Origin of the sequence: Okeanomitos corallinicola TIOX110 (assembly GCF_038050375.1) — a bacterium.
GTDB lineage: Bacteria > Cyanobacteriota > Cyanobacteriia > Cyanobacteriales > Nostocaceae > Okeanomitos > Okeanomitos corallinicola.
The window spans coordinates 3,317,253-3,337,793 of sequence record NZ_CP150886.1; the positions used below are offsets into that span (position 1 = coordinate 3,317,253).

Annotated in this window: 19 protein-coding genes; 14 read left to right on the forward strand and 5 right to left on the reverse strand. The window is 38.3% G+C overall.

What is annotated here, in order from left to right; all coding sequences use genetic code 11:
- The first annotated feature begins 54 nt into the window (after positions 1–54).
- The 11 genes from WJM97_RS14405 to WJM97_RS14455 all read left to right on the forward strand — a co-directional run bounded on the left by WJM97_RS14405 (position 55) and on the right by WJM97_RS14455 (position 10,330).
- The gene (locus tag WJM97_RS14405; RefSeq protein WP_353929488.1) at positions 55–915 is read left to right on the forward strand and encodes a phycobilisome linker polypeptide; all 861 of its coding nucleotides are present in this window, start codon (positions 55–57) and stop codon (positions 913–915) included.
- 50 nt (positions 916–965) lie between these two features.
- Positions 966–1,202 (forward strand): phycobilisome linker polypeptide, encoded by a 237-nt coding sequence (locus tag WJM97_RS14410; protein WP_353929489.1) that lies wholly within the window; start codon positions 966–968, stop codon positions 1,200–1,202.
- Positions 1,203–1,218: 16 nt separating this feature from the next.
- Positions 1,219–2,043, forward strand: coding sequence for a HEAT repeat domain-containing protein (locus WJM97_RS14415; RefSeq protein ID WP_353929490.1), 825 nt, complete (start codon positions 1,219–1,221; stop codon positions 2,041–2,043).
- 81 nt (positions 2,044–2,124) lie between these two features.
- Positions 2,125–2,745: a HEAT repeat domain-containing protein gene (locus tag WJM97_RS14420; protein ID WP_353929491.1), complete on the forward strand. Its 621-nt coding sequence runs from the start codon at positions 2,125–2,127 to the stop codon at positions 2,743–2,745.
- 38 nt (positions 2,746–2,783) lie between these two features.
- Positions 2,784–3,623, forward strand: a complete 840-nt coding sequence (locus tag WJM97_RS14425) for a phycobilisome rod-core linker polypeptide (protein WP_353929492.1) — start codon at positions 2,784–2,786, stop codon at positions 3,621–3,623.
- A 68-nt stretch (positions 3,624–3,691) separates the two neighbouring features.
- A complete protein-coding gene (locus tag WJM97_RS14430) occupies positions 3,692–4,435 on the forward strand; it encodes a phycobilisome rod-core linker polypeptide (protein WP_353929493.1) in 744 nt (247 codons plus the stop codon).
- Between the two features lie 119 nt (positions 4,436–4,554).
- Positions 4,555–5,316 (forward strand): phycobilisome rod-core linker polypeptide, encoded by a 762-nt coding sequence (locus WJM97_RS14435; RefSeq protein ID WP_353929494.1) that lies wholly within the window; start codon positions 4,555–4,557, stop codon positions 5,314–5,316.
- Positions 5,317–5,485: 169 nt separating this feature from the next.
- Complete coding sequence (locus WJM97_RS14440) at positions 5,486–6,103, forward strand: DUF3859 domain-containing protein (RefSeq protein WP_353929495.1); 618 nt, start codon at positions 5,486–5,488, stop codon at positions 6,101–6,103.
- 2 nt (positions 6,104–6,105) lie between these two features.
- Positions 6,106–7,824, forward strand: coding sequence for an asparagine synthetase B family protein (locus WJM97_RS14445; RefSeq protein WP_353929496.1), 1,719 nt, complete (start codon positions 6,106–6,108; stop codon positions 7,822–7,824).
- Positions 7,782–9,017 (forward strand): decarboxylase, encoded by a 1,236-nt coding sequence (locus tag WJM97_RS14450; protein ID WP_353929497.1) that lies wholly within the window; start codon positions 7,782–7,784, stop codon positions 9,015–9,017. The genes WJM97_RS14445 and WJM97_RS14450 overlap by 43 nt, the downstream gene beginning before the upstream one ends.
- Positions 9,018–9,031: 14 nt before the next feature.
- Positions 9,032–10,330, forward strand: coding sequence for a hypothetical protein (locus WJM97_RS14455; RefSeq protein ID WP_353929498.1), 1,299 nt, complete (start codon positions 9,032–9,034; stop codon positions 10,328–10,330).
- Between the two features lie 54 nt (positions 10,331–10,384).
- On the opposite strand, the gene WJM97_RS14460 is transcribed toward WJM97_RS14455, so the two are convergent.
- Positions 10,385–11,197: an alpha/beta hydrolase gene (locus WJM97_RS14460; protein ID WP_353929499.1), complete on the reverse strand. Its 813-nt coding sequence runs from the start codon at positions 11,195–11,197 to the stop codon at positions 10,385–10,387.
- Between the two features lie 872 nt (positions 11,198–12,069).
- On the opposite strand from WJM97_RS14460, the gene metG reads away from it, so the two are divergent.
- The 3 genes from metG to lptC all read left to right on the forward strand — a co-directional run bounded on the left by metG (position 12,070) and on the right by lptC (position 15,694).
- The gene (metG, locus tag WJM97_RS14465) at positions 12,070–13,671 is read left to right on the forward strand and encodes a methionine--tRNA ligase (RefSeq protein ID WP_353929500.1); all 1,602 of its coding nucleotides are present in this window, start codon (positions 12,070–12,072) and stop codon (positions 13,669–13,671) included.
- A 158-nt stretch (positions 13,672–13,829) separates the two neighbouring features.
- The gene (locus tag WJM97_RS14470; protein WP_353933175.1) at positions 13,830–14,459 is read left to right on the forward strand and encodes an NYN domain-containing protein; all 630 of its coding nucleotides are present in this window, start codon (positions 13,830–13,832) and stop codon (positions 14,457–14,459) included.
- On the forward strand, positions 14,459–15,694 hold the full coding sequence (gene lptC / locus WJM97_RS14475) for an LPS export ABC transporter periplasmic protein LptC (protein WP_353929501.1): 1,236 nt from the start codon (positions 14,459–14,461) through the stop codon (positions 15,692–15,694). The genes WJM97_RS14470 and lptC overlap by 1 nt, the downstream gene beginning before the upstream one ends.
- A 41-nt stretch (positions 15,695–15,735) precedes the next feature.
- Here the strand turns inward: lptC and WJM97_RS14480 are convergent, their stop codons facing one another.
- The 4 genes from WJM97_RS14480 to WJM97_RS14495 all read right to left on the reverse strand — a co-directional run bounded on the left by WJM97_RS14480 (position 15,736) and on the right by WJM97_RS14495 (position 20,533).
- On the reverse strand, positions 15,736–17,058 hold the full coding sequence (locus WJM97_RS14480; RefSeq protein ID WP_353929502.1) for a D-alanyl-D-alanine carboxypeptidase: 1,323 nt from the start codon (positions 17,056–17,058) through the stop codon (positions 15,736–15,738).
- Positions 17,059–17,244: 186 nt separating this feature from the next.
- A complete protein-coding gene (locus tag WJM97_RS14485; RefSeq protein WP_353929503.1) occupies positions 17,245–18,315 on the reverse strand; it encodes an LOG family protein in 1,071 nt (356 codons plus the stop codon).
- Positions 18,316–18,656: 341 nt separating this feature from the next.
- Positions 18,657–18,980: a thioredoxin gene (gene trxA / locus WJM97_RS14490; RefSeq protein ID WP_353929504.1), complete on the reverse strand. Its 324-nt coding sequence runs from the start codon at positions 18,978–18,980 to the stop codon at positions 18,657–18,659.
- Between the two features lie 389 nt (positions 18,981–19,369).
- Positions 19,370–20,533 carry a GuaB3 family IMP dehydrogenase-related protein gene (locus WJM97_RS14495; protein ID WP_353929505.1) on the reverse strand — a complete coding sequence of 388 codons (1,164 nt, stop codon included), beginning with the start codon at positions 20,531–20,533 and terminating at the stop codon, positions 19,370–19,372.
- Positions 20,534–20,541 lie beyond the last annotated feature (8 nt).

Consider the following 20,541-nt stretch of genomic DNA (forward strand, 5'->3'; position numbering starts at 1 on the left):
ATACAAACAGCAATTGCTAAAAAAACTACATTGCTAGTCAAAAGGTAAAGAAAAATGGCAATTACTACAGCAGCATCCAGGCTAGGAACAGAGCCTTTTAGCGACGCAAGTCGAATTGAACTGCGTCCTAACGCCAGCCGCGAAGAAGTGGAATTGGTAATCCGTACCGTTTATCGGCAAGTTTTAGGAAACGACTATATATTGGCATCAGACCGCCTTATCAGTGCAGAATCACTTTTGCGCGACGGGAGTCTGACAGTACGCGAGTTTGTACGGACTGTGGCTAAGTCTGAACTCTACAAATCTAAATTTTTCTATAACAGTTTCCAAACTCGGTTAATAGAACTCAACTATAAACATTTGTTGGGTCGCGCTCCATACAGTGAGTCTGAGGTTACATACCACTTAGACTTATATATTAACGAGGGCTACGATGCGGAGATTGACTCTTACATTGATTCTATTGAGTATCAAAATAGCTTCGGCGAAAATGTAGTACCTTACTACCGTGGTTTTGATACTCAACCAGGTCAAACTATGGCTGGTTTTAATCGGATGTTCCGTTTATACCGGGGTTACGCTAACAGTGACACATCCCAGGTGGAAGGAAATAGGTCTCGGTTAGCGAGAGAATTAGCAAGTAACAAAGTATCCTCAATTGTTGGTCCATCTGGATCAAACGACAACTGGGGTTTCCGTGCAACTGCGGATAATGCCCCCAAACAAAACTTAGGTAATGCTGTAGGGCAATCGGATCGCGTTTACCGAATTGAAGTAGCAGGCATTCGCAATCCAGGATACCCCAGCGTGCGGCGGAGCAGCACAGCATTTATAGTACCTTACGAGCGTCTTTCTGACAAGATTCAGCAAATTCACAGACAAGGCGGAAAAATTGTCAGCATTACATCTACGTAAGGTAGAGTGCTGTTTTCCGGCATCATCCATCAACAGGAGATTTACAAGTAATGTTTGGTCAAACAACACTTGGTGCTAGTAGCGTTTCTTCATCTGCAAGTCGTGTATTTCGTTACGAAGTTGTAGGCTTAAAGCAAAACCAAGAAACTGACAAGAATAAATTCAACATTCGCCGTAGTGGTAGCGTATTTATTACCGTACCCTACAGCCGGATGAACGAAGAGATGCAGCGTATTAACCGTCTAGGTGGCAAAATCGTTAAGATTGAGTCATTAGCAGTAGAGTAAAACTAAAGCCCTGGTAATGATAGAACCCACTACGTCAGAATATTCTGCCGAAAATGGGGCGCAGTTGACACCAGAGCAAGCCATAGCTAACCTGCAATCATCAGATTTAAGTCTCCGCTATTATGCCGCTTGGTGGTTGGGTAAGTTTCGAGTCAGTCAGCCAGAAGTTGTTAACGCACTCATTACAGCGTTAGCAGATGAAGCTGATAAAACAGAACTAGGAGGTTATCCACTCCGCAGAAATGCAGCCAGAGCCTTGGGGAAATTGGGCAACCCTAAAGCAATATCTGGATTGATTAAGTGTTTGGAATGCTCCGATTTTTATGTACGTGAAGCAGCAGCCCAGTCTTTAGGAATGCTTGGTGCTAAAGCAGCAGTACCTACACTAATCACAATGCTAGATGGGGGTGTGGCCAAGGCCGTGCAAGTAATAGGCCGCCCCCATCTAACCCAACCATATCAGGCAGTGTTAGAAGCCTTGGGAGCTATTGTTGCAACTGAGGCTATTTCCCTAATTCAGCCTTTTCTAGAGCATCCAGTCCCACGGGTACAATGCTCGGCAGCTAGGGCTATGTATCAACTTACCCAAGATTCTCAGTATGGAGAATTCCTGGTGACAATGATGCAAAAAAGTGATCTGAAATTGCGGCGTGCAATTTTGGGGGATTTGGGAGCAATTGGGTATATGGCAGCTGCTGAGGCGATCGCCCATGCTCAGGCAGAAAATAGTTTTAAACTCATGGCATTGAAGGGCTTGCTAGAACATCAACTAACTGATAAGTCAGAATCTATTTCTGATCAGGCAGTCCGAGTCATGAACTTGATGGATTCACTATTGTAGTCAGTGGTCATTAGCTGTTAGTCATTAGTCAAATGATTAATAACCAATGATTGTTGACTATTAATTATTGATTTTTGACCAATGACTGAGGAACTAATTAATGCTGTTGCCTTAGCAGAAACACCAACGCAAATGGTGACAGCAGTAACAAATTTGGCAGCAGCTAAAGATCCAGCGGCTATTCCCACATTGATTGCTGTTTTTGGTTATAACAACCCAGCAGCAGCAGTGTTAGCTGTAGCCGGACTTACAGAATTGGGTGAAATTGCAGTACCCCAATTACTAGAACAAATTGATGATTATAACTATGGCGCACGGGCTTATTCGATTCGCACTTTAGCAGCGATCGCAGATCCCCGTGCTTTAGATGTGTTAGCCACTACCGCAGCTACAGACTTCGCGCCTAGTGTGCGCCGTGCTGCTGCTAAAGGTCTAGGAAACTTAAACTGGACTAAATTAGCCTTGGCTGAAAGTCAAAGTGCCATTAATCGCGCTTTAGAAACATTACTGTTTATTTGCCAGGATACCGACTGGTCAATTCGTTATGCGGCTATTGTCGGGTTACAGTCCTTGGCAAAAATTACCCCAGTGAGGGAAGTGATTGTGCAGCAGTTCCAAAAAATGCTCACTGATGACACTGAAAAAGCTATTCGCGCTCGTGTCCAATTGGCTACTCACAGCTTGGAATTAACAGCTAGTTAATTTTACCCGTAATACCACAAAACAAGGTAAAAGTAAAGATGTCAATACCACTTTTAGAATATTCTCCTTCTTCACAAAATCAGCGTGTAGAAGGTTACGAAGTACCTAACGAAGATACTCCAACTATTTATAAACTCACCTCCGCTACCCTAGCCACTGATGTTGATGAGATCATTTGGGCAGGATATCGGCAGATTTTTAGTGAACATCTGATTCTCAGCAGCTATCGGCAAAAATTTTTAGAATCTCAACTACGAAATCAGGCAATTAACATCCGTGATTTTATCCGGGGCTTGGGTAAGTCAGAAGTTTTCCGTAGTCAAGTAGCAGATGTTAATTCTAACTATCGCTTAGTTGATTTAATTCTTCAGAGATTTTTAGGTAGGAAATCCTACAACAAAAAAGAAGAGATCGCTTGGTCTATTGTCATTGCCACCAAAGGCGTACATGGTTTTATTGATGCCTTATTAGACTCTGAGGAGTACCTAGAAAACTTTGGCGACGATATCGTACCTTACCAACGCCGTCGTTATCAAGGTAGACCATTTAACCTAGTTAATCCTCGTTACAGTGACTACTGGCGCAATGCTCAAAGTATGCGCTCTATTGGTACTCGTTCGTTCTACAACATCCGCACTTCAGGATCTCTCACCACTGAAGATATTCGCAAAGCTATTCCAGCTGGTTTCTTTGCTATGGCAGGAAATATCATCACTCCAGAACGCAACTACCAAAGAACTATTGCTTCTGTGACTTCTCAGGTGAAAACCATGGAAATTCCTGACACTAGCAGGGAACTTACCACAGAGGAAGTAACAATAAAACCCGTAGCTGTTTCTCTACCTTATAACTATATCCCTAGTATTGCTAAAAATTAGTAGCAGGGAATAGGTGACAGAAGGAATTTGAGCAATTACCCATTACCAACTTACAAACATTCTAAAATATGGCACTACCTTTACTAGAATACAAACCCAGTTCTCAAAATCAACGAGTACCTGGTTACGAAGTACCCAACGAGGACACCCCCAGAATTTACCGCAGTGAAGATTACAGTTTTAGCGGTGACGCTGAAGAGTTAATTTGGGCAGCTTATCGTCAACTGTTTAGCGAACACGTGATTTTGAAATTCTACCGTCAAGGTAATTTAGAATCTCAGGTCAAAAACAAAACTATTACTGTTCGTGACTTTATCCGGGGTTTAGCTAAATCGGAAGCTTTTAAGAGTTTGGTAATTCAAACTAACTCCAATTACCGCTTAGTAGAAATTGGACTCAAGCGGTTGTTAGGTCGTGCGCCTTACAACAAGGATGAAGAAATCGCTTGGTCAATTAAAATTGCTACCAGCGGTTGGGATGGTTTTGTTGATGTTTTGATTGATTCTGAAGAGTATCAAAGCAGTTTTGGTGAAAATATAGTTCCTTACCAACGTCGTCGTTATAAAGACAGACCTTTTAACTTGGTAACACCTCGTTATGCTGACTACTGGCGCGACAAGCTAGAAGATGCACGGTACAAACCTGGTAGTATCAGTGATTTCATGAAAATGGCTGCTGCTGCTAGTATCAGAACCGTTACTTACACACCTGTTAGCACCGCTAACATTAACATTCCCAACACCACCAGAGAAACTATTCCCGCGGGTGTTCCTGTTTCTATTAGTCCTAGTGCTAGTTTTCCCGTTCGTTAAATCTCTTTGGGTATGTAACCTAATGGGAGAAAATAGTTAAAGTGTGAATTGGGAATTTGAGTAATCAAACCTAATTCTGTTTTCAAAGTCAAATTTATTTACAAGAGGAAAGACGCAGCATGGCACTGCCATTACTTCAATATAAACCAACTACTCAAAATAACCGTGTGAGCAGCTTCGGTGTTGCTGACCAAAATGAAGATACCCCTTATGTCTACCGTGTAGAAGATGTTAGTTCCTACACTGATATTCAAGGTATTATTTGGGCATCCTATCGTCAAGTTTTCAGCGAACATGAGATTCTCAAGTTTAACCGTCAAGGTACTCTAGAATCTCAACTAAAAAATGGTTCTTTGTCTGTTAAAGACTTTATCCGTGGTTTAGCTAAGTCTGAAGCTTTCTATCGTTTAGTTGTTTCTGTTAACAACAACTATCGTTTGGTAGATATTGTTCTCAAGCGCCTTTTGGGTCGTTCTGCTTACAACAAAGAAGAAGAAATTGCTTGGTCTATCGTTATTGGTACTAAGGGTTTTAGTGGCTTCGTTGATGCTTTAGTAGATAGCGAAGAGTATGACCAAAGCTTCGGTGATAACACCGTTCCTTACCAACGTAAACGGATGGAAGGTCGTCCTTACAATTTGGTGACACCTCGCTATGGTGTGGACTTCCAAGAAACAGCAGGTACAGTCAGAACCGACTGGCGATTTGTGTTGGAAAACTTCTATACTGCCAAAGCCAAAACAAAACGTCTCCAAGAAGGTGATCCTAGCAAATATGCAGATATGGCTGCATCCTTGTCTGGTAAAGGTAACTATGCACAAAAAATCTCTGCTTTTGACATTGATTATTTGAATGCAGTTCCTTATCGTGGTAAACGCTAAGATTGGTAATTTGATTACCTGAATTTTCGGGTCTGGTTTTTACATTAGTATGATAACGGGTTGGCGGTTTTTCTGTGAGCTAGTTATGATGTTAGGTGAAAACTAGACCCTTAGTTGTTGGTGATTGGTGAGAGGAAAATAGAATTTTTTTAATTATTAATTATTTACTATGGAACAGAGACTAAATCAGGAACAGTTAAATCAAATTATCGCCGAAGTTCAAGCATTACAGTTAAAACAAGAAGGTGAATTTAATCAAGAACAAATTCAGCAAATTTTACAAGAGTTGAATTTACCACCAGAATTGTTGGATGAGGCTTTAGTGCAGTTAAAGCGTCGTCAAGCTTTGGAAGTACAACAACGCCGGAATAAAATGATTGCGTTTGGTGTGGTTGGGACAATTATTATTACTATTGGTGGTTTGGTATTTTTTAATCAAAAAAATGCTTCTTTATTAGCTAATGTTTCTGCCCAACAAGATAAAATTACTTTAGCTAATGAGAATCAAATAAATAGTGTTTCTCGTCAATCTAATCCTGAACTTTTTTATCGTGTAACTTTGAAAGATGCACCGATAGGTAAAAAGCTTTCTTTGGGTTGTAATTGGATTAATCCTAGTGGTGAAATTGTTAAACAAAATAGTTATCAAACTAAAGATGTAACAACTACAATTTGGAATACTCGTTGTCGTTATACTATTAATTCTTCTGCACCTGTGGGTAATTGGCAGGTGGAAATGTTGTTGGGTGGGAGGAAGATTAGTGAGGAATCTTTTGTGGTTAAATAGTTATGTCTGGATATCATTTTATCGGTTATTGGGGTGAGAAAAAGGAAGATTTTTTCACGCAGAGTCGCAGAGTCGCAGAGAGAGGAGGGGAAGGAGACGGATTTGTTTGGAATGTTTTTTATATTGGGTGTGATGATGTACCGGAGATAGGGGGAAATTCTATTGCTGCTATTTCTGCTTCTGGGTTTGCTGATGCTGATGTTTGGGTGAAGCTAGAAGATAATAATTTGATTTTGGGTAGGGAAGTTTTTGGTAGAGTTCCTTTATTTTGGTGTTGTAAAAATCATACTGTTTGGTTTGCTTCTCGCTTAGATTTATTATTAGAAATATTTGAAAATCGGGAAATTAGTATTTCTGGTTTGTATGGTTATTCTTGTTTTTCTTATGTTCCTAATTCTTTAACTCCTGTTGATGGGGTTTTTAGTCTCACTGCGGGAACTGAGGTTATTTTTAATTCTCCTAATGTTGATAATTACGAAGTTAAAAAAATTTATCAATGGTGTGAATCTCCAGAAAAGATTACAGATGAAAATACCGCTATTGAACAATTGCAAGTTTTACTAAAAGATGGGATTGAAAAACAAGTTGCAGATTTAAAAGATGAACCTGTGGGGGTTTTTCTGTCTGGGGGTTTAGATTCTTCTATTGTTGCTGCTTTGTTGGTAAATGCTGGGGTAAAAGTTCGCGCTTATGCTTTAGATTTTGGTGAGTTTGGTATTTCTGAATATCCCTATGCGGAACAGGTAGCACAATTTTTGAATATTCCTATTATTAAGGTTGATGCTAGTCCCAAGAATATTAAAAATGCAATTATTCCTACTGTTAAAGCTTTAGATTTACCTTTTGGTGATAGTGTTACTGTTCCTTTATATCTTTTAAATAAAGCTGCTAGTCAAGAAACTAAAGTTGTTTTCAATGGTGAAGGTGGAGATCAATTATTTGCAGGTTGGACTAATAAACCTTTAATTGCTGCTGGTATTTATCAAGCTGAACATCCAAATAAAAATGAAAGTTTTATTCAACAATATCTGCGGACTTTTCACCGTTTTTGGGGTTATGAAAAACAGGTTTATCAGCCGGAAATTTATACTCTGATTCAGGGTTTAAATGCCCAGGAATGGCTTTTAGATGCGTTAGATACTCGTTTTTGTCCTTCGTTGTTACATCGTTTACGTCGTGCTAGTTTGATGTTAAAAGGAGCGCAAAATATCCATCCCCGTGCAACTGCATTAAGTTTTGTTCATGGGTTGAATGTGCGATCGCCTTTTTGTGATTTAAATTTAGCAGAATGGACTTTTCAACTATCGGGTAAACTCTGTTTACACGGTGCTTGTGAAAAATATATTCTCAAACGCGCTGTAGAAAATTTACTACCATCGCAAATCGTTTGGAGACAAAAGCGGGGTATGGGTGTTCCCTTAACTTCTTGGTGTGTAAATAATTTTTGGCATGATATCGGTAATTGGCTGAATCCGGGTATACTAGAGGCGGAAAATATATTTTCACCTGATATAGCAGTTAAAATTATTACTGGAGATTTAGGAGGGAACATTCAAGGACGACGGATAGGTGAGATGCTTTGGTTACTTATTATCTGGGAAATTTGGTACTCTCAGATTTTCGGTGTACAACGAGGATCAAAATCTTGGAATCATCCATTTTTATTACCTAATTGGTTATGGAACTATTACCAGAAATTCACCAAGAAATTACAAGCTTAACAACTCCGTTTTCTTTAGCAATTGCTGAGGAATTATTAAATATTTATGGTTCTCCTTTATATGTTTATGATGGAGATTTTTTAAATCAAACAATTTCTGATATTACTCAAGCTTTTAGTTATCCTCATACTCGGTTTCATTTTGCTAGTGTCACCAATGGAAATATCTCTTTATTGAAGATTTTTAAAAATGCTGGTTGGGGACTTCATGCTAATACTCCAGGGGATATTTATTTAGGTTTAAGTGCTGGTTTTAAACCTGCGGAAATTGTTTATAGTGGGAGTAATTTAAGTCGGGAAGAAATGGAACAGGTTTTGGAATGGGGGGTGAATAGTTTAAATTTGGATAGTATTTCTCAGTTGTGTTTGTTGTGTGATATTTTTTTGTTTCGCGCAAAGACGCAAAGGAGCAAAGATAAGGAAGAGTTAAATGTTGGTTTAAGGTTGAATGTTTCGGAAGATAGTCGGATTGGTGTGAGTTTAATAGATTTTGCAGAAGCTGTTGAAATTGCTAAAAATGCGGGTTTAAAAATTTCGGGGTTACATTTTTATCGGGGTACGGGTACTAATGCAACTTCTGCTTTTACTGATGTAATTGATTGGGTTTTAGAGATAGGAAAAAACTTACCAGATTGGCAATATTTAGATTTTGGTGGTGGTTTTGGTTATCCCTATCATCATCAAGGTGCTGCTTTTGATTGGCAAATTTTTGGAGATGAGTTAAGTAGAAGAATTAGGAATTTACAGAAAAAAATTAATTTGGTTATTGAACCAGGACGTTCTGCTGTAGCTGGTTGTGCAACTTTATTAGTTAAGGTTGTTTCGGTAAAATGGCAAGATAAAAAACAAATTATTGGTGTAGATTCTACAATCGCTAATATTTCTGTTCCTGCTGTACATGGAGGTTATCGAGAAATAATAAGTTGGAAAAATAAAAGTTGTGAAAATTATCTGACTGATGTTTGTGGAAATACAACTTATTCACGGGATTATTTAGGTAAAAATTGCCAACTTCCCGCTTTGGAAATTGGGGATATTATCGCTATTTTAGATGTGGGTGCTTATGGTTATGCAATGTCTTCTCATTTTTTACATCGTCCTAAACCTGCGGAGGTTTTGTTGGAAAATGGTACTCATCGTTTAATTAGAAACCGGGAAGATTACAGTGTTTTACTTAATAATCAAATTCTCTAAATTTACCCAAAACTATGAAATGTATTAACTGCGGAACTGACAATAATCTCCAAGATAGAACAGCAAATCAAGGAAGATGTAAACAATGTAATCATCCTTTTGCTTTTGAACCCACAAGTATGGGAACTGTAAAAATTACAGACCCAATGTTTGCAAAAATCTTAGCTGATATTTCTGTTAATAATACTTTATATTTTACTCCCAAGCAGCTGTTGTATTTTTTGGATAACCGTCTTAGAAAAAAAGCATTTCAACCTGTGAGTTTTGTATTTTTATATCTTTTCTTCAATATTTGGGTAACTCTCTTTTTCGGAGGAATGACGAGTGCTTTTTTACCTAATTCATTTATTATTGTTAATTTAATTTACCAAGCAGCGACAATTTTCTATTTATTTAATAATACTAAGTCTAGTAAATTAAATAATTCTAGTCGGAAATCTAGTGCTAAAACTTTAATATTTATAGGAATTGTAATTATAGTAGTGGGAATATTTATAAGTTTATCATTAAATTCCTTCCCGATTTTTTGTACAGTTGTGATTTTAGGAATGTTATCAACATTTTTAGGAACTAGACAGTTAGGAAAAGTCGGAAATTTACCACAGGAATTTTTAGTTCCCCAATCAAATTTAGAGGGTTGGCTAGAAAGATGGCAACAACTTAATGGTAAAATAGAACAACTTTTACATTCTCCACAAGAAAGAATTGCACCCGCATCTGTTAACCCTGATGTTACTGCTTATAGTTTTGATAGATTAATTGTCTGTGATAGTGCGACAATTGCTCAAATATTAATTGCTAATAATTTCCACTTTGAAAATAACTGTGCAATTCTCAGTGTGACTGGTTATCCTCAAACTATTTTTGCAACGACCATGGAAATGTTACGCAGAAACCCGAATTTACAAGTTTTTGCTTTTCATGATTGTAGTCCTAAAGGTGTAAGCTTATTAAATCACCTGCTGACAAGTGAGAATTGGTTTTTAAATAGCAATCTAAGAATTATTGATTTAGGTTTGTTACCACGTCAAATTCTTGCGAGTAAACGGGGAATGTTTGTTCAAAATGCAGTACCTTTCGCTCGAAAATCACAAGAATTACCTACCACAGTTCGTCAAAGTTTATCTGCTGAAGAATTAGCTTGGTTAGATGCTGGTAATTTTGTGGAATTGGAATCTTTTACACCGCAAATGTTAATTAAAGTTCTACAAAGTGGTATTTCTGGAAGTTTGAATCTAGCAAGTCATGACAGTGATTTGATGTTAGTTGATGATTCAGGAAATGATATTTATATTGTGGAAAGTTTTGGATAAGCACTCAGTTTATAGATAAAAAAAGACTTTCAAATCTGTTAACTATTATGACTTCTAAATTCTGCGAGAATAACTGTTTTTCATAGCTTCTACAAACTCATTTTCTTGCAAAATTGTGTACAGATTGACATCTTTTTCTAATAAACAAGCATGGCCACTACTTGGTAAAATTACATTGTGAGCATTAGGTAAAATATCATTTAATCTTTGTATCTCACTCACAGAAGGTAATAACCGATCATTTCCTCCAGCAATTAATAATACTTCTTGCTTGAGTTTTTGTAGTTTTTCTTCTTCAATCTTAAACTCTCTTAACAAAGACAAGCGCCAATTTATCGTTTCTGCGGGTACAGAACGCATAGCTGCAAGCAATTTCTGGCGATCGCTATTAGATATTCTGGATAAAGACGCTAAAAATGGCAATAGACCTAATGCACCAACACTATAAAGCCATGACGGAACTACATTAGTTACTTGTGATATTGAAGTTAACCAAGACTGTAAATGAAAGGAAGAAGCAGGATTAACTAAAATAACACGTTTAAATAAATATGATGATTGAGTGACAATTTTCATAGCCAAACAACCCCCAAAAGACTCTCCACACAGGTAAACTGGACGATGAGAACTTTTTTCTAACTCTGCGTGAATTAAGTCTAAAACATTTCTGGTTAAGACATCCCAGCTACTTAGGTCTTGTTTGGGAATAGTCAAACAACGGATATCAAAACCCAGTTCCAACTTAGCAGTTTGCGATCGCAGTAGTTCCCCAGTTCCATCCATTCCTGGTAAATATATAAACAATGGATATTCTGGTTTTACGTGATTGGGAGTTAAAAAACAAGGTTTTAGTTCAAATGCCGTCATATTACCAACATATCTACAAGACCTTGTTTAACTGTACCTTTTTACTAGCAATTATGGGGAGATGGGAAATTAAATAACCCAATAACTAATGACTAATAACTAATAACTGCTGACTAAAATCAGCTTTTCCAGATAAAAAAATATTCACTCTGAAACCATGATTACAGATTTTAGTAAAGTTTGAATGAATTATATATAAATAAGTGCAATCGCTTAACAGAACCTTCACATACTAAGTCAAGATTGCCCATTAGTAATTAGTCAAGGTGATTTCCTTTAACCTATTACCTGTTGTCATTGCCAGAAACTACCATCAAAATCAAGGTATCCATCAAGCTATTGAATGTTCAATAAATAGAATTAGACCAAAATGATCACTATTTGGAGGACTATGAGAGTGTCTAGTTAAATGAGTATAACAACGGACAAAAAAATTAGGAAATCAATTCATCATCAAACTCAGTCCACCATAGAGTTTTATTCCTAAATTCTGACTCCTAATATATAATTTTGTGCAAAAAATCGCAGCTTTTCTTGACGTAAATTTTACATTTCTTTACTAGAATTCCCTACATTTTTAGGTAGAAATGTATAAATCAGAGATTTAGCTTTATTTACTGAGTTGTACCCAGTGTATTTTCAGTGTTGCAATTACAGTAAAAATATCTTTCAAGATCATCACTCACAACAATTATGTCTAGTTTGGGGATAAATTATCTCTATTTCTAAATCTGACAAAATATTTATTGAGGTGAGAAATTTGCTACTATTAAGTCATTGTTTGAAAAAATAGTTGCAATATTATATAATTGCGTGGTTTTGCCGGATTAACTAACCAAGAAAACTGTTTAATAATTTGCTTTTTATTTTGTATGAATCTAACGAATAAAACATCAAAAACCTTTGCCCTGACCACACCTCTATACTATGTAAATGACGTTCCCCACATTGGTAGTGCCTATACCACAATGGCAGCGGATGCAGTAGCCAGATTTCAACGCTTGTTAGGAAATCAAGTCCTACTAATTACGGGTACAGACGAACATGGTCAAAAAATTGAGCGTTCAGCCGCTAATTTAGGAAAACCACCACAAGAATTTTGTGATCAAATTGTACCTAGTTTTATTAATTTATGGGAAGTTCTTAACATTCAATATGATCGTTTTAGTCGCACCACAGCTTTAAAGCATCACACAATTGTTAAAGAATTCTTCCAGCGAGTTTGGGAAAATGGTGACATCTACCAAGGACAACAAAAAGGTTGGTACTGCGTCTCCTGTGAAGAATTTAAAGAAGAACGAGAACTGCTAGATGGTAAACGCTGTCCTGTACATACTACCAAAGAAGTAGAGTGGCGGGATGAGCAAAACTACTTTTTCCGTTTATCGAAATATCAAACCCAGTTAGAAGAATTTTACCAATCTCACCCAGATTTTATTCAGCCAGTTGCTCGCCGTAATGAAGTTTATAACTTTGTTAATCAAGGTTTACAAGACTTTTCTATTTCGCGGGTAAATGTTGATTGGGGTTTTCCAGTACCTGTAGATCCTAAACATACCCTATACGTTTGGTTTGATGCCTTATTAGCTTACGTCACAGCATTACTAGAAACAGATGCAGAACCAACTTTAGCCAATGCTTTAGAAAAATGGTGGCCAATTAATCTACACCTGATCGGTAAAGATATATTGCGGTTTCATGCTGTTTACTGGCCTGCCATGTTGATGTCAGCTGGTCTACCCTTACCAGAACGAGTATTTGGACACGGATTTTTAACTAAAGATGGGCAAAAAATGGGTAAAACTCTAGGTAATACCCTTGATCCCGTAGCCTTAGTCCAAAGTTATGGTAGTGATGCAGTTCGTTATTACTTCCTTAAGGAAATCGAATTTGGCAAGGATGGCGATTTTAATGAAACTAGGTTCATTAATGTTCTCAATGCAGATTTAGCAAATGATTTAGGTAATTTGTTAAATCGCACCCTGAACATGGTGAAAAAATACTGCGCTAGTCAAGTACCTTCAGTTGATCCACAACAGATTCCCGCAGAGAATCCTTTAAAAGCGATCGGCTCAAAATTGGGGGATAAGGTCAAACAAGCTTATACAAATTTAGCTTTTAATGAAGCCTGTCATACAGTTTTGTCACTGGTACAAGCTAGTAATAAGTTTATAGATGACCAAGCACCTTGGACATTATATAAACAGGGAAAACAGGAAGAATTAGAAATCGTTCTATACACGGTTCTGGAATCGGTAAGACTAGCCGCTTATCTTTTATCTCCTATCATTCCCAATATCAGCAGTGACATCTATCAACAACTGGGCTGGGGAATCAATTTTAACAATCAAACAGAAAGTTCAAATCTCGCGCCTTTTGCTGCCCATGCAGTGTGGGGCTTGCTATCAGATAAACAAGAGTTAGGTCAACCCCAACCAATTTTTAAACGTATAGAATTACCAAACAACGATTAGCAATTTTCTTTTTTGATTGACTTTAAAAACTGCATCGGGGCTGAATTTTTAATTTAATTAGTCCCGGTCAATTATCATAAGCTACTTCTCACACAAGTATGTAAAAGTTAATGATTTCTATCGGCAATAACATGGATAACAACCGAGGTATGACAATGATATTGAGTAATTTGGAAAATGACTCTATTTTTTCGCCAGAACAGGTTTTAGAAAATCGGGGTCGTGTCGCTATTTTCATTGATGGGTCAAACTTATTCTATGCTGCACTGCAACTAGGAATAGAAATAGATTACACTAAGCTTCTATGCCGACTCACAGGTGGTTCTAGATTATTGCGGGCTTTCTTCTACACTGGTGTAGATCGAACCAATGAAAAACAGCAGGGTTTTCTGTTGTGGATGCGTCGTAATGGTTATCGAGTCATAGCTAAAGACTTAGTGCAACTACCAGACGGCTCAAAAAAAGCCAACCTAGATGTAGAAATAGCTGTAGATATGATGGCTTTAGTAGATTCCTATGATACAGCAGTTTTGGTGAGCGGTGATGGCGATTTGGCTTACGCTGTTAATTCCGTCAGTTATCGTGGTGTAAGAGTGGAAGTAGTGAGTTTACGATCCATGACCAGTGATAGCTTAATTAACGTTAGCGATCGCTACATTGATTTAGAAGCCATAAAAGAAGACATTCAAAAAACACCCCGTCAAAGTTATCCCTACAGATCATTATCTAGTATGGGTTTCCTAGACGATCATAGAGATAGTCAAGGACATTTAGAAATACCAGAATAATGCAAAATCAACAAGGTAGGAAAAATTGGGGAGAAAATCCAAAACTTCAGAGGGGAAGTAAATCTCATTCCCCCCAACATTATTCAGTTGATAATTTTCGATTGTCACTAAATTTATATTTTCTGCCTTTGACTTTGTTATTATTAGTTGGATTATTTTCCTGCGGTAATCCACCTTCCCAAAAACCAAATCAAGATAATTCAGCCACAAAAGATACAGATAGTAAATTAACCTTTTTTGGTGTGGCTTTAGAACAGTTTGATGAACAAGGCCGACCAATTTGGAAGGTAAAAGCTCAACAAGCAAAATATACTAGAGAGCAAGAAATTGGAGAAGCTAAAAACCCTGAAGGTGAACTTTATCAAGATGGTAAAATAGTTTATACAATAAAAGCAGAAACAGCCGATATTAAACAAGATGGTAAGCAACTATTACTAAAGGGTAAAATTTTAGCTCAAGACCCTCGCACTGGCGTAACTTTAAGAGGGAATGAATTAGAATGGCGACCTGAAGAAGATTTATTAATTGTTCGTAATCAGCTTAATGGTAGTCACAAACAATTAAAGGCAGTTGCCCAAGAAGCCAGAGTAAAAACCCGTGAACAGCGGGTGGATTTCTCTGGAAAAGTAGTTGCTATATCTGCTGATCCACCATTGCAAATACGAACAGAGAGTTTAACTTGGCAAGTTAAAGAAGAAAAATTAATTGGCGATCGCCCTATTGAAATCAACCGTTATCAAGATAATAAAATCACAGATCGTGGTCGTGGCAACAGTGCCGAAATTAATTTAAAAACTAAAATTGCTACCCTGCAACCAAAAGCCCAGCTAGAGTTAATCAATCCACCTATGCAGATCACCAGTAACTCTATGACCTGGGATATAAAGCAAGAAATAGTCAAAACCAATGCCTCTGTACGTGTATTTCACAAAGCGGAAAATGTCACCGTAACAGGTAATCAAGCAGAAATGAAAATTCCACAAAAAATCGTTTATTTAACAGGTAACGTGAATGCGTTGGGGAAAAACAATCAGTCTCTCAAATCCAATCAACTCACCTGGAATTTAGACCAAAAATTACTAGAAGCAAAAGGCAATGTGTTTTACACTCAAGTTGAACCACCATTAAAATTTCAAGGTACAACCGCAGTCGGTAACTTAGAAACAGAAAATATAGTTGTGAAAGGTGGCGGTTCAGGTAAAAGAGTGGTCACAGAAATTATTCCCCAAGATTAGGGGAGAGGGGGAGAAGGAGAGCAGGGGGAAATGACTAATGACTAACCACCATACAAAATTTGATTACGACTAGGTACACCTAATTTTGGTAAGGAATTTTTAGGTGAGTGGGATGTGAGGGAGCTAGGAACACCAGTAGCAACTTGTAATTGTTTAACCAGATGTTGCAAGAGCTTATCCTGTTCATTTCTAAAACTGGAAACTTGATAACCACGATTGATAATCGCAAACCAAACCAAACCGCGATCGCGTGTAGGTAAAACACCAGCTAAAGCACTGACATCACTGAGAGTTCCAGTTTTCATCACAGTAGCAGAGGGCATATCTCTGTACTGCATTGTACCTCGTTGATCCAAACCCGAAGTAGGGAACAAATCAGCCAAATTCAAATTATGTGCAGATGCTTCTCGTTGTAAAGCCATAAACATAGCACAGACGGCTCTAGGAGAAATACGGTTTTCTCTGCCCAAACCAGAACCATTAATTAACTGGATTTCTGGTTGTGGAACCATGGCCAGTTTAGCAGCAGTAGATTTAACCACATCTGCCCCTCCCACAGACTGGGCTAACATCTCAGCTATATCGTTGTTACTGTAAACATTCATCTCCTTAATTAACTGCTTTAAAGGTAAAGATAGATGACGGATTAGTGTAGTTTGTTTTGGGTTGGGCTGTGTTACAACTTTAACCGTACCATTAATGACAACTTGGGGTTTAGGAGTTCCCTTAGCCATTCTGGAGTATTGGTAAATGACAGAACGATTCCAACTTTTGTGATTTAAAGCCTGTTTAAGTAATTGACCAGCTACAGCAGGATTGCCATAGAAATTCATCGCAAAATTACCAGTTATAACTAAATTCCCTTTTACCTGCTTAATACCGATTTTATTGAGAGCATTACCAACAGCGATCGCCTCCTCTCCTACAAACATAGGATCACCACCACCAGTAATCACCAAATCACCATTGACTACACCGTTAACTATTGGGCCTGTAGCACTAACCAAAGTCTCAAATTGATGATTCGGACCCAAGATTTTAAAAGCAGCCAAAGAAGTGGCCACCTTAGTTAAAGAAGCCGCAGGTAAAGGAATAGTCCCTTGGTGATTAGCTATTAACATTGGCCCAGACTGTAACCAAATACCCTGAGACTTGAGTAAATCTTGATTTACCAACTTAGAACTCATCAAGTTTTTGAGATATTCCTGTACTGTCATAGCTCCGGCTGGGTTCGGATCAGGGGCAATGACAAAGCCAGGGCTACTTTGCCAAGCCAATGCGTCGAGAGCATTTACAGGTTGAATTTTGACCCCAGCCATATCTAGCCAAAGTGAAACCAAACCTGAACCTAATAATTCCAGCATCTTTAATTCCTCTATCTTTGTTCAAACATCTAGACGAATGGTTTACCATTATCTAATTTTTGATTTTCAGTTTTTACGATCTCAAAAGTTAGTGAGCAGGAAAACTCAATCATTAACAGTCATTAGTCATTGGTCATTGGTTATTGGTTATTTTATTCTTCTCTATGACCTGTTCCCTACAACCAATCACTTTCTTTCTGGATGGGCTGTTTCCTCTGGTGTAGGGAAACCTAACTCATTAATTGTGGCAATCATCTGATACAAGCGACCTAAATCTCGTTGATTAAAGTAAAAAACAAGACGAGGTAAATCAGATGTTTCATCTTGCCCTTCTGCTGGTAAGATCTGACTTTTTTCAATTTTTCCTTGTACGAGAATGTCACTAAATTGATCGTTTAGTTGTGCTACCAAAGCATCTGATAACTCATGCCTGAGACGAACCACAAATTGATCACCGACATATCTGCTAGAGTGATAAACCTGGTAAAAATGGGTAATGGCGTGACAAGCCACTTCTAAATTATCTGTAACCGTGTAAAGGCTGGGATCTTCTGGACTGACAAGACCTTTTTCGACCAACTGCCGGTTAATATATTTACTCCAAGAGTGCCAATAATCACCACCAGGATGATCAATTAACACCAAAGGAACTGGGCCAAATTTACCAGTTTGGCTTAATGTCATACATTCAAAAGCTTCATCTTGAGTACCAAAGCCCCCAGGAAATAAAGCCACAGCATCGCTTTCTTTGAGGAGAAAGAGCTTACGGGTAAAGAAATATTTAAAATGAATGAGCTTAGGATCACCGTCAATAAAAGGGTTAGCTTCTTGCTCAAAAGGCAGCTGAATATTTAAACCGAAAGAATTATCTCGTCCTGCACCTTCTTGACCGGCTTGCATAATACCACCACCACCGCCTGTCATCACCATAAAGCCCAGTTGAGATATAGCACGGGCAAATTGAACTGCCATTTTATATTCAGGGGTTTCTGGTGCTAAACGAGCAGAACCAAAGATAGTTACTTTACGGATGTGACGATAACCATAAAAAAGTTGAAAGCCTTGCTCCATATCAACAAGGGACGCAGATAATATTTTCCAATCAAGACGCTCTATTTCACTATCTGCTAGACGCAGTATAGTGGTTAAAGCTTGCTGAATAAATTGCCGATGCTTTAAAGTTGGTAAGCGATCTATTAATTCAGCGATATCAGCTTGCAGAGATTCTAATGTTTCAAACGGCACTTTAGATGTCATGAGAACTGCCATAACAATGGCACTATATTTTATCTAAATTTTGTTTATGTGTTGCCAACTTTGGGCATAAACACCAATTAAATAGGTTGGTGTTCAAAATTATCGCTATGAAAACCCAAAAAGCAAAAAGCAATCTTGAGGAGGGTTTGAGGAATTTTACCTTTCATGATTTAGGTTCTGCTGAACAAACCTCAAACCTTGATAAATTAGTAGGTGTGGAATATCTAGTTTTTTATAGATAGATTTTCCAGAGACGCAGAGCATCTCTGAAACTTGCTTAATGATGTTCACCTAACATTAAAGCCAATGGAGAACTAAATTAAATTTGTCCCCCAGGGGGTTTAAAGATGTTTTTCCAAAGTGCTAGCTAGGGTAGTTTTAGGAACAGCACCTACTACCGTATCCACTTTCTGCCCGTCTTTAAAAATCATTAATGTGGGAATACTGCGGATACCGAACCTACCAGCAACACCGGGATTGTCATCAGTGTTGACTTTTACTACTTTGAGTTTTCCTTCATACTGAGTAGCAATTTCCTCAACAACGGGAGCAACCATACGGCAAGGACCGCACCAGGGAGCCCAAAAGTCAACTAAAACGGGTATTTCGCTTTGGATAACTTCTTGCTCAAATTTATCATCCGTAACACTTTCAGCTGCTGACATTGCTAAAAACCTTTAACTACTATATTTCTGACTTTTGTGAAAATTCTACCATAGCAAAAAGGTCAGCTTAGAAAGGAAAAATGTACATTTGCAAAGAAGTTTAGATTAGAACTGGTTAACTTCCAGCCCCGAACAGATTTTTTGTATTTTACTGTCACCAGTCACTTACTATAAAAAAGGAACCGCCCGAACTGTAGTCCGGGCGGAGTGTGGTGTGAGGAGTGAACGGAAACATACGTCTCCGCTATCTCTATTGTAGGCGACAGATGTGATTTTTCCAGTCATTCTTAACAGATTGCTGGAAAAAGTTTTTGGTTAGTTGTTAGGGGAATAAGGTAAGAGTCAAGAGGCAAAAGTTATTTTTTTGACTTTTGAACTTTTGACTTGGTTTACTTACCCATACCCAATTGTTGGGCTTTTTGGTAAACTTTACCCTCAGTTAACAGAGAAGGAGCAATGATAACTTCCACTTGCTGCATTTCTTTCAGGTTTTTAGCTCCCAGTGTACCCATACTGGTTTTTAATGCTCCTAGCAGGTTATGAGTTCCATCATCTAGGCCAGCGGGTCCCCTGAGTATTTGTTCTAAAGTTCCTGTACTACCAACTCGAATCCGAGTACCACGGGGTAGAACGGGGCTAGGAGTGGCCATACCCCAATGATAACCTCTGCCTGGTGCTTCTGCGGCTCTGGCAAAGGGTGAACCAATCATTACTCCATCTGCACCACAAGCAATACATTTACAAATGTCACCACCAGTGATTAAACCACCATCAGCAATGACAGGAACGTATTTACCTGTTTCTTGATAAAAATCATCTCTGGCTGCGGCACAGTCGGCGACTGCTGTTGCTTGGGGTATACCTACACCCAATACACCACGAGATGTACAAGCAGCACCAGGACCAATTCCTACTAATACTGCGGCTGCACCTGCTTTCATTAAATCTAAGGTGACTTCATAAGTTACACAGTTACCCAATATTACAGGTATGGGCATCGAACGGCAAAATTCCGCTAAGTCCAGTGGAATAACTGTTTCTGGTGATAGATGGGCTGTAGAAACTACCGTAGCTTGGATAAAAATTAAATCTGCTCCGGCTTTGGCTACGACTTCACCGTATTTGCTTGCTCCTACTGGTGTCGCACTAACTGCCGCAATGCCACCTTGTTGTTTAATTTCCTGAATACGTTTTTCAATTAGTTCCGGCTTTACTGGTTCGGCATAAAGTTCTTGCATCAGTCCTACAAATTCATCTTTGCCGACTGAGGTAATCCGATCTAGAATCGGGTTTGGATCTTCATAGCGAGTTTGGATACCCTCTAAATTCAGGACTCCTAAAGCCCCTAATTGGGATAAACTCACTGCCATACCTACATCTACTACACCATCCATTGCACTGGCAATAATGGGTATTTCTCGCTCAATATTACCTATTGTCCACTTAGTGTCCGCTAAACTAGGGTCTAGTGTTCTGTTACCAGGAACTAAAGCAATTTCATCAATGCCGTAGGCTCGGCGAGCTTTTTTTCCCCGCCCAAGTTGAATTTCCACTCTTTCTC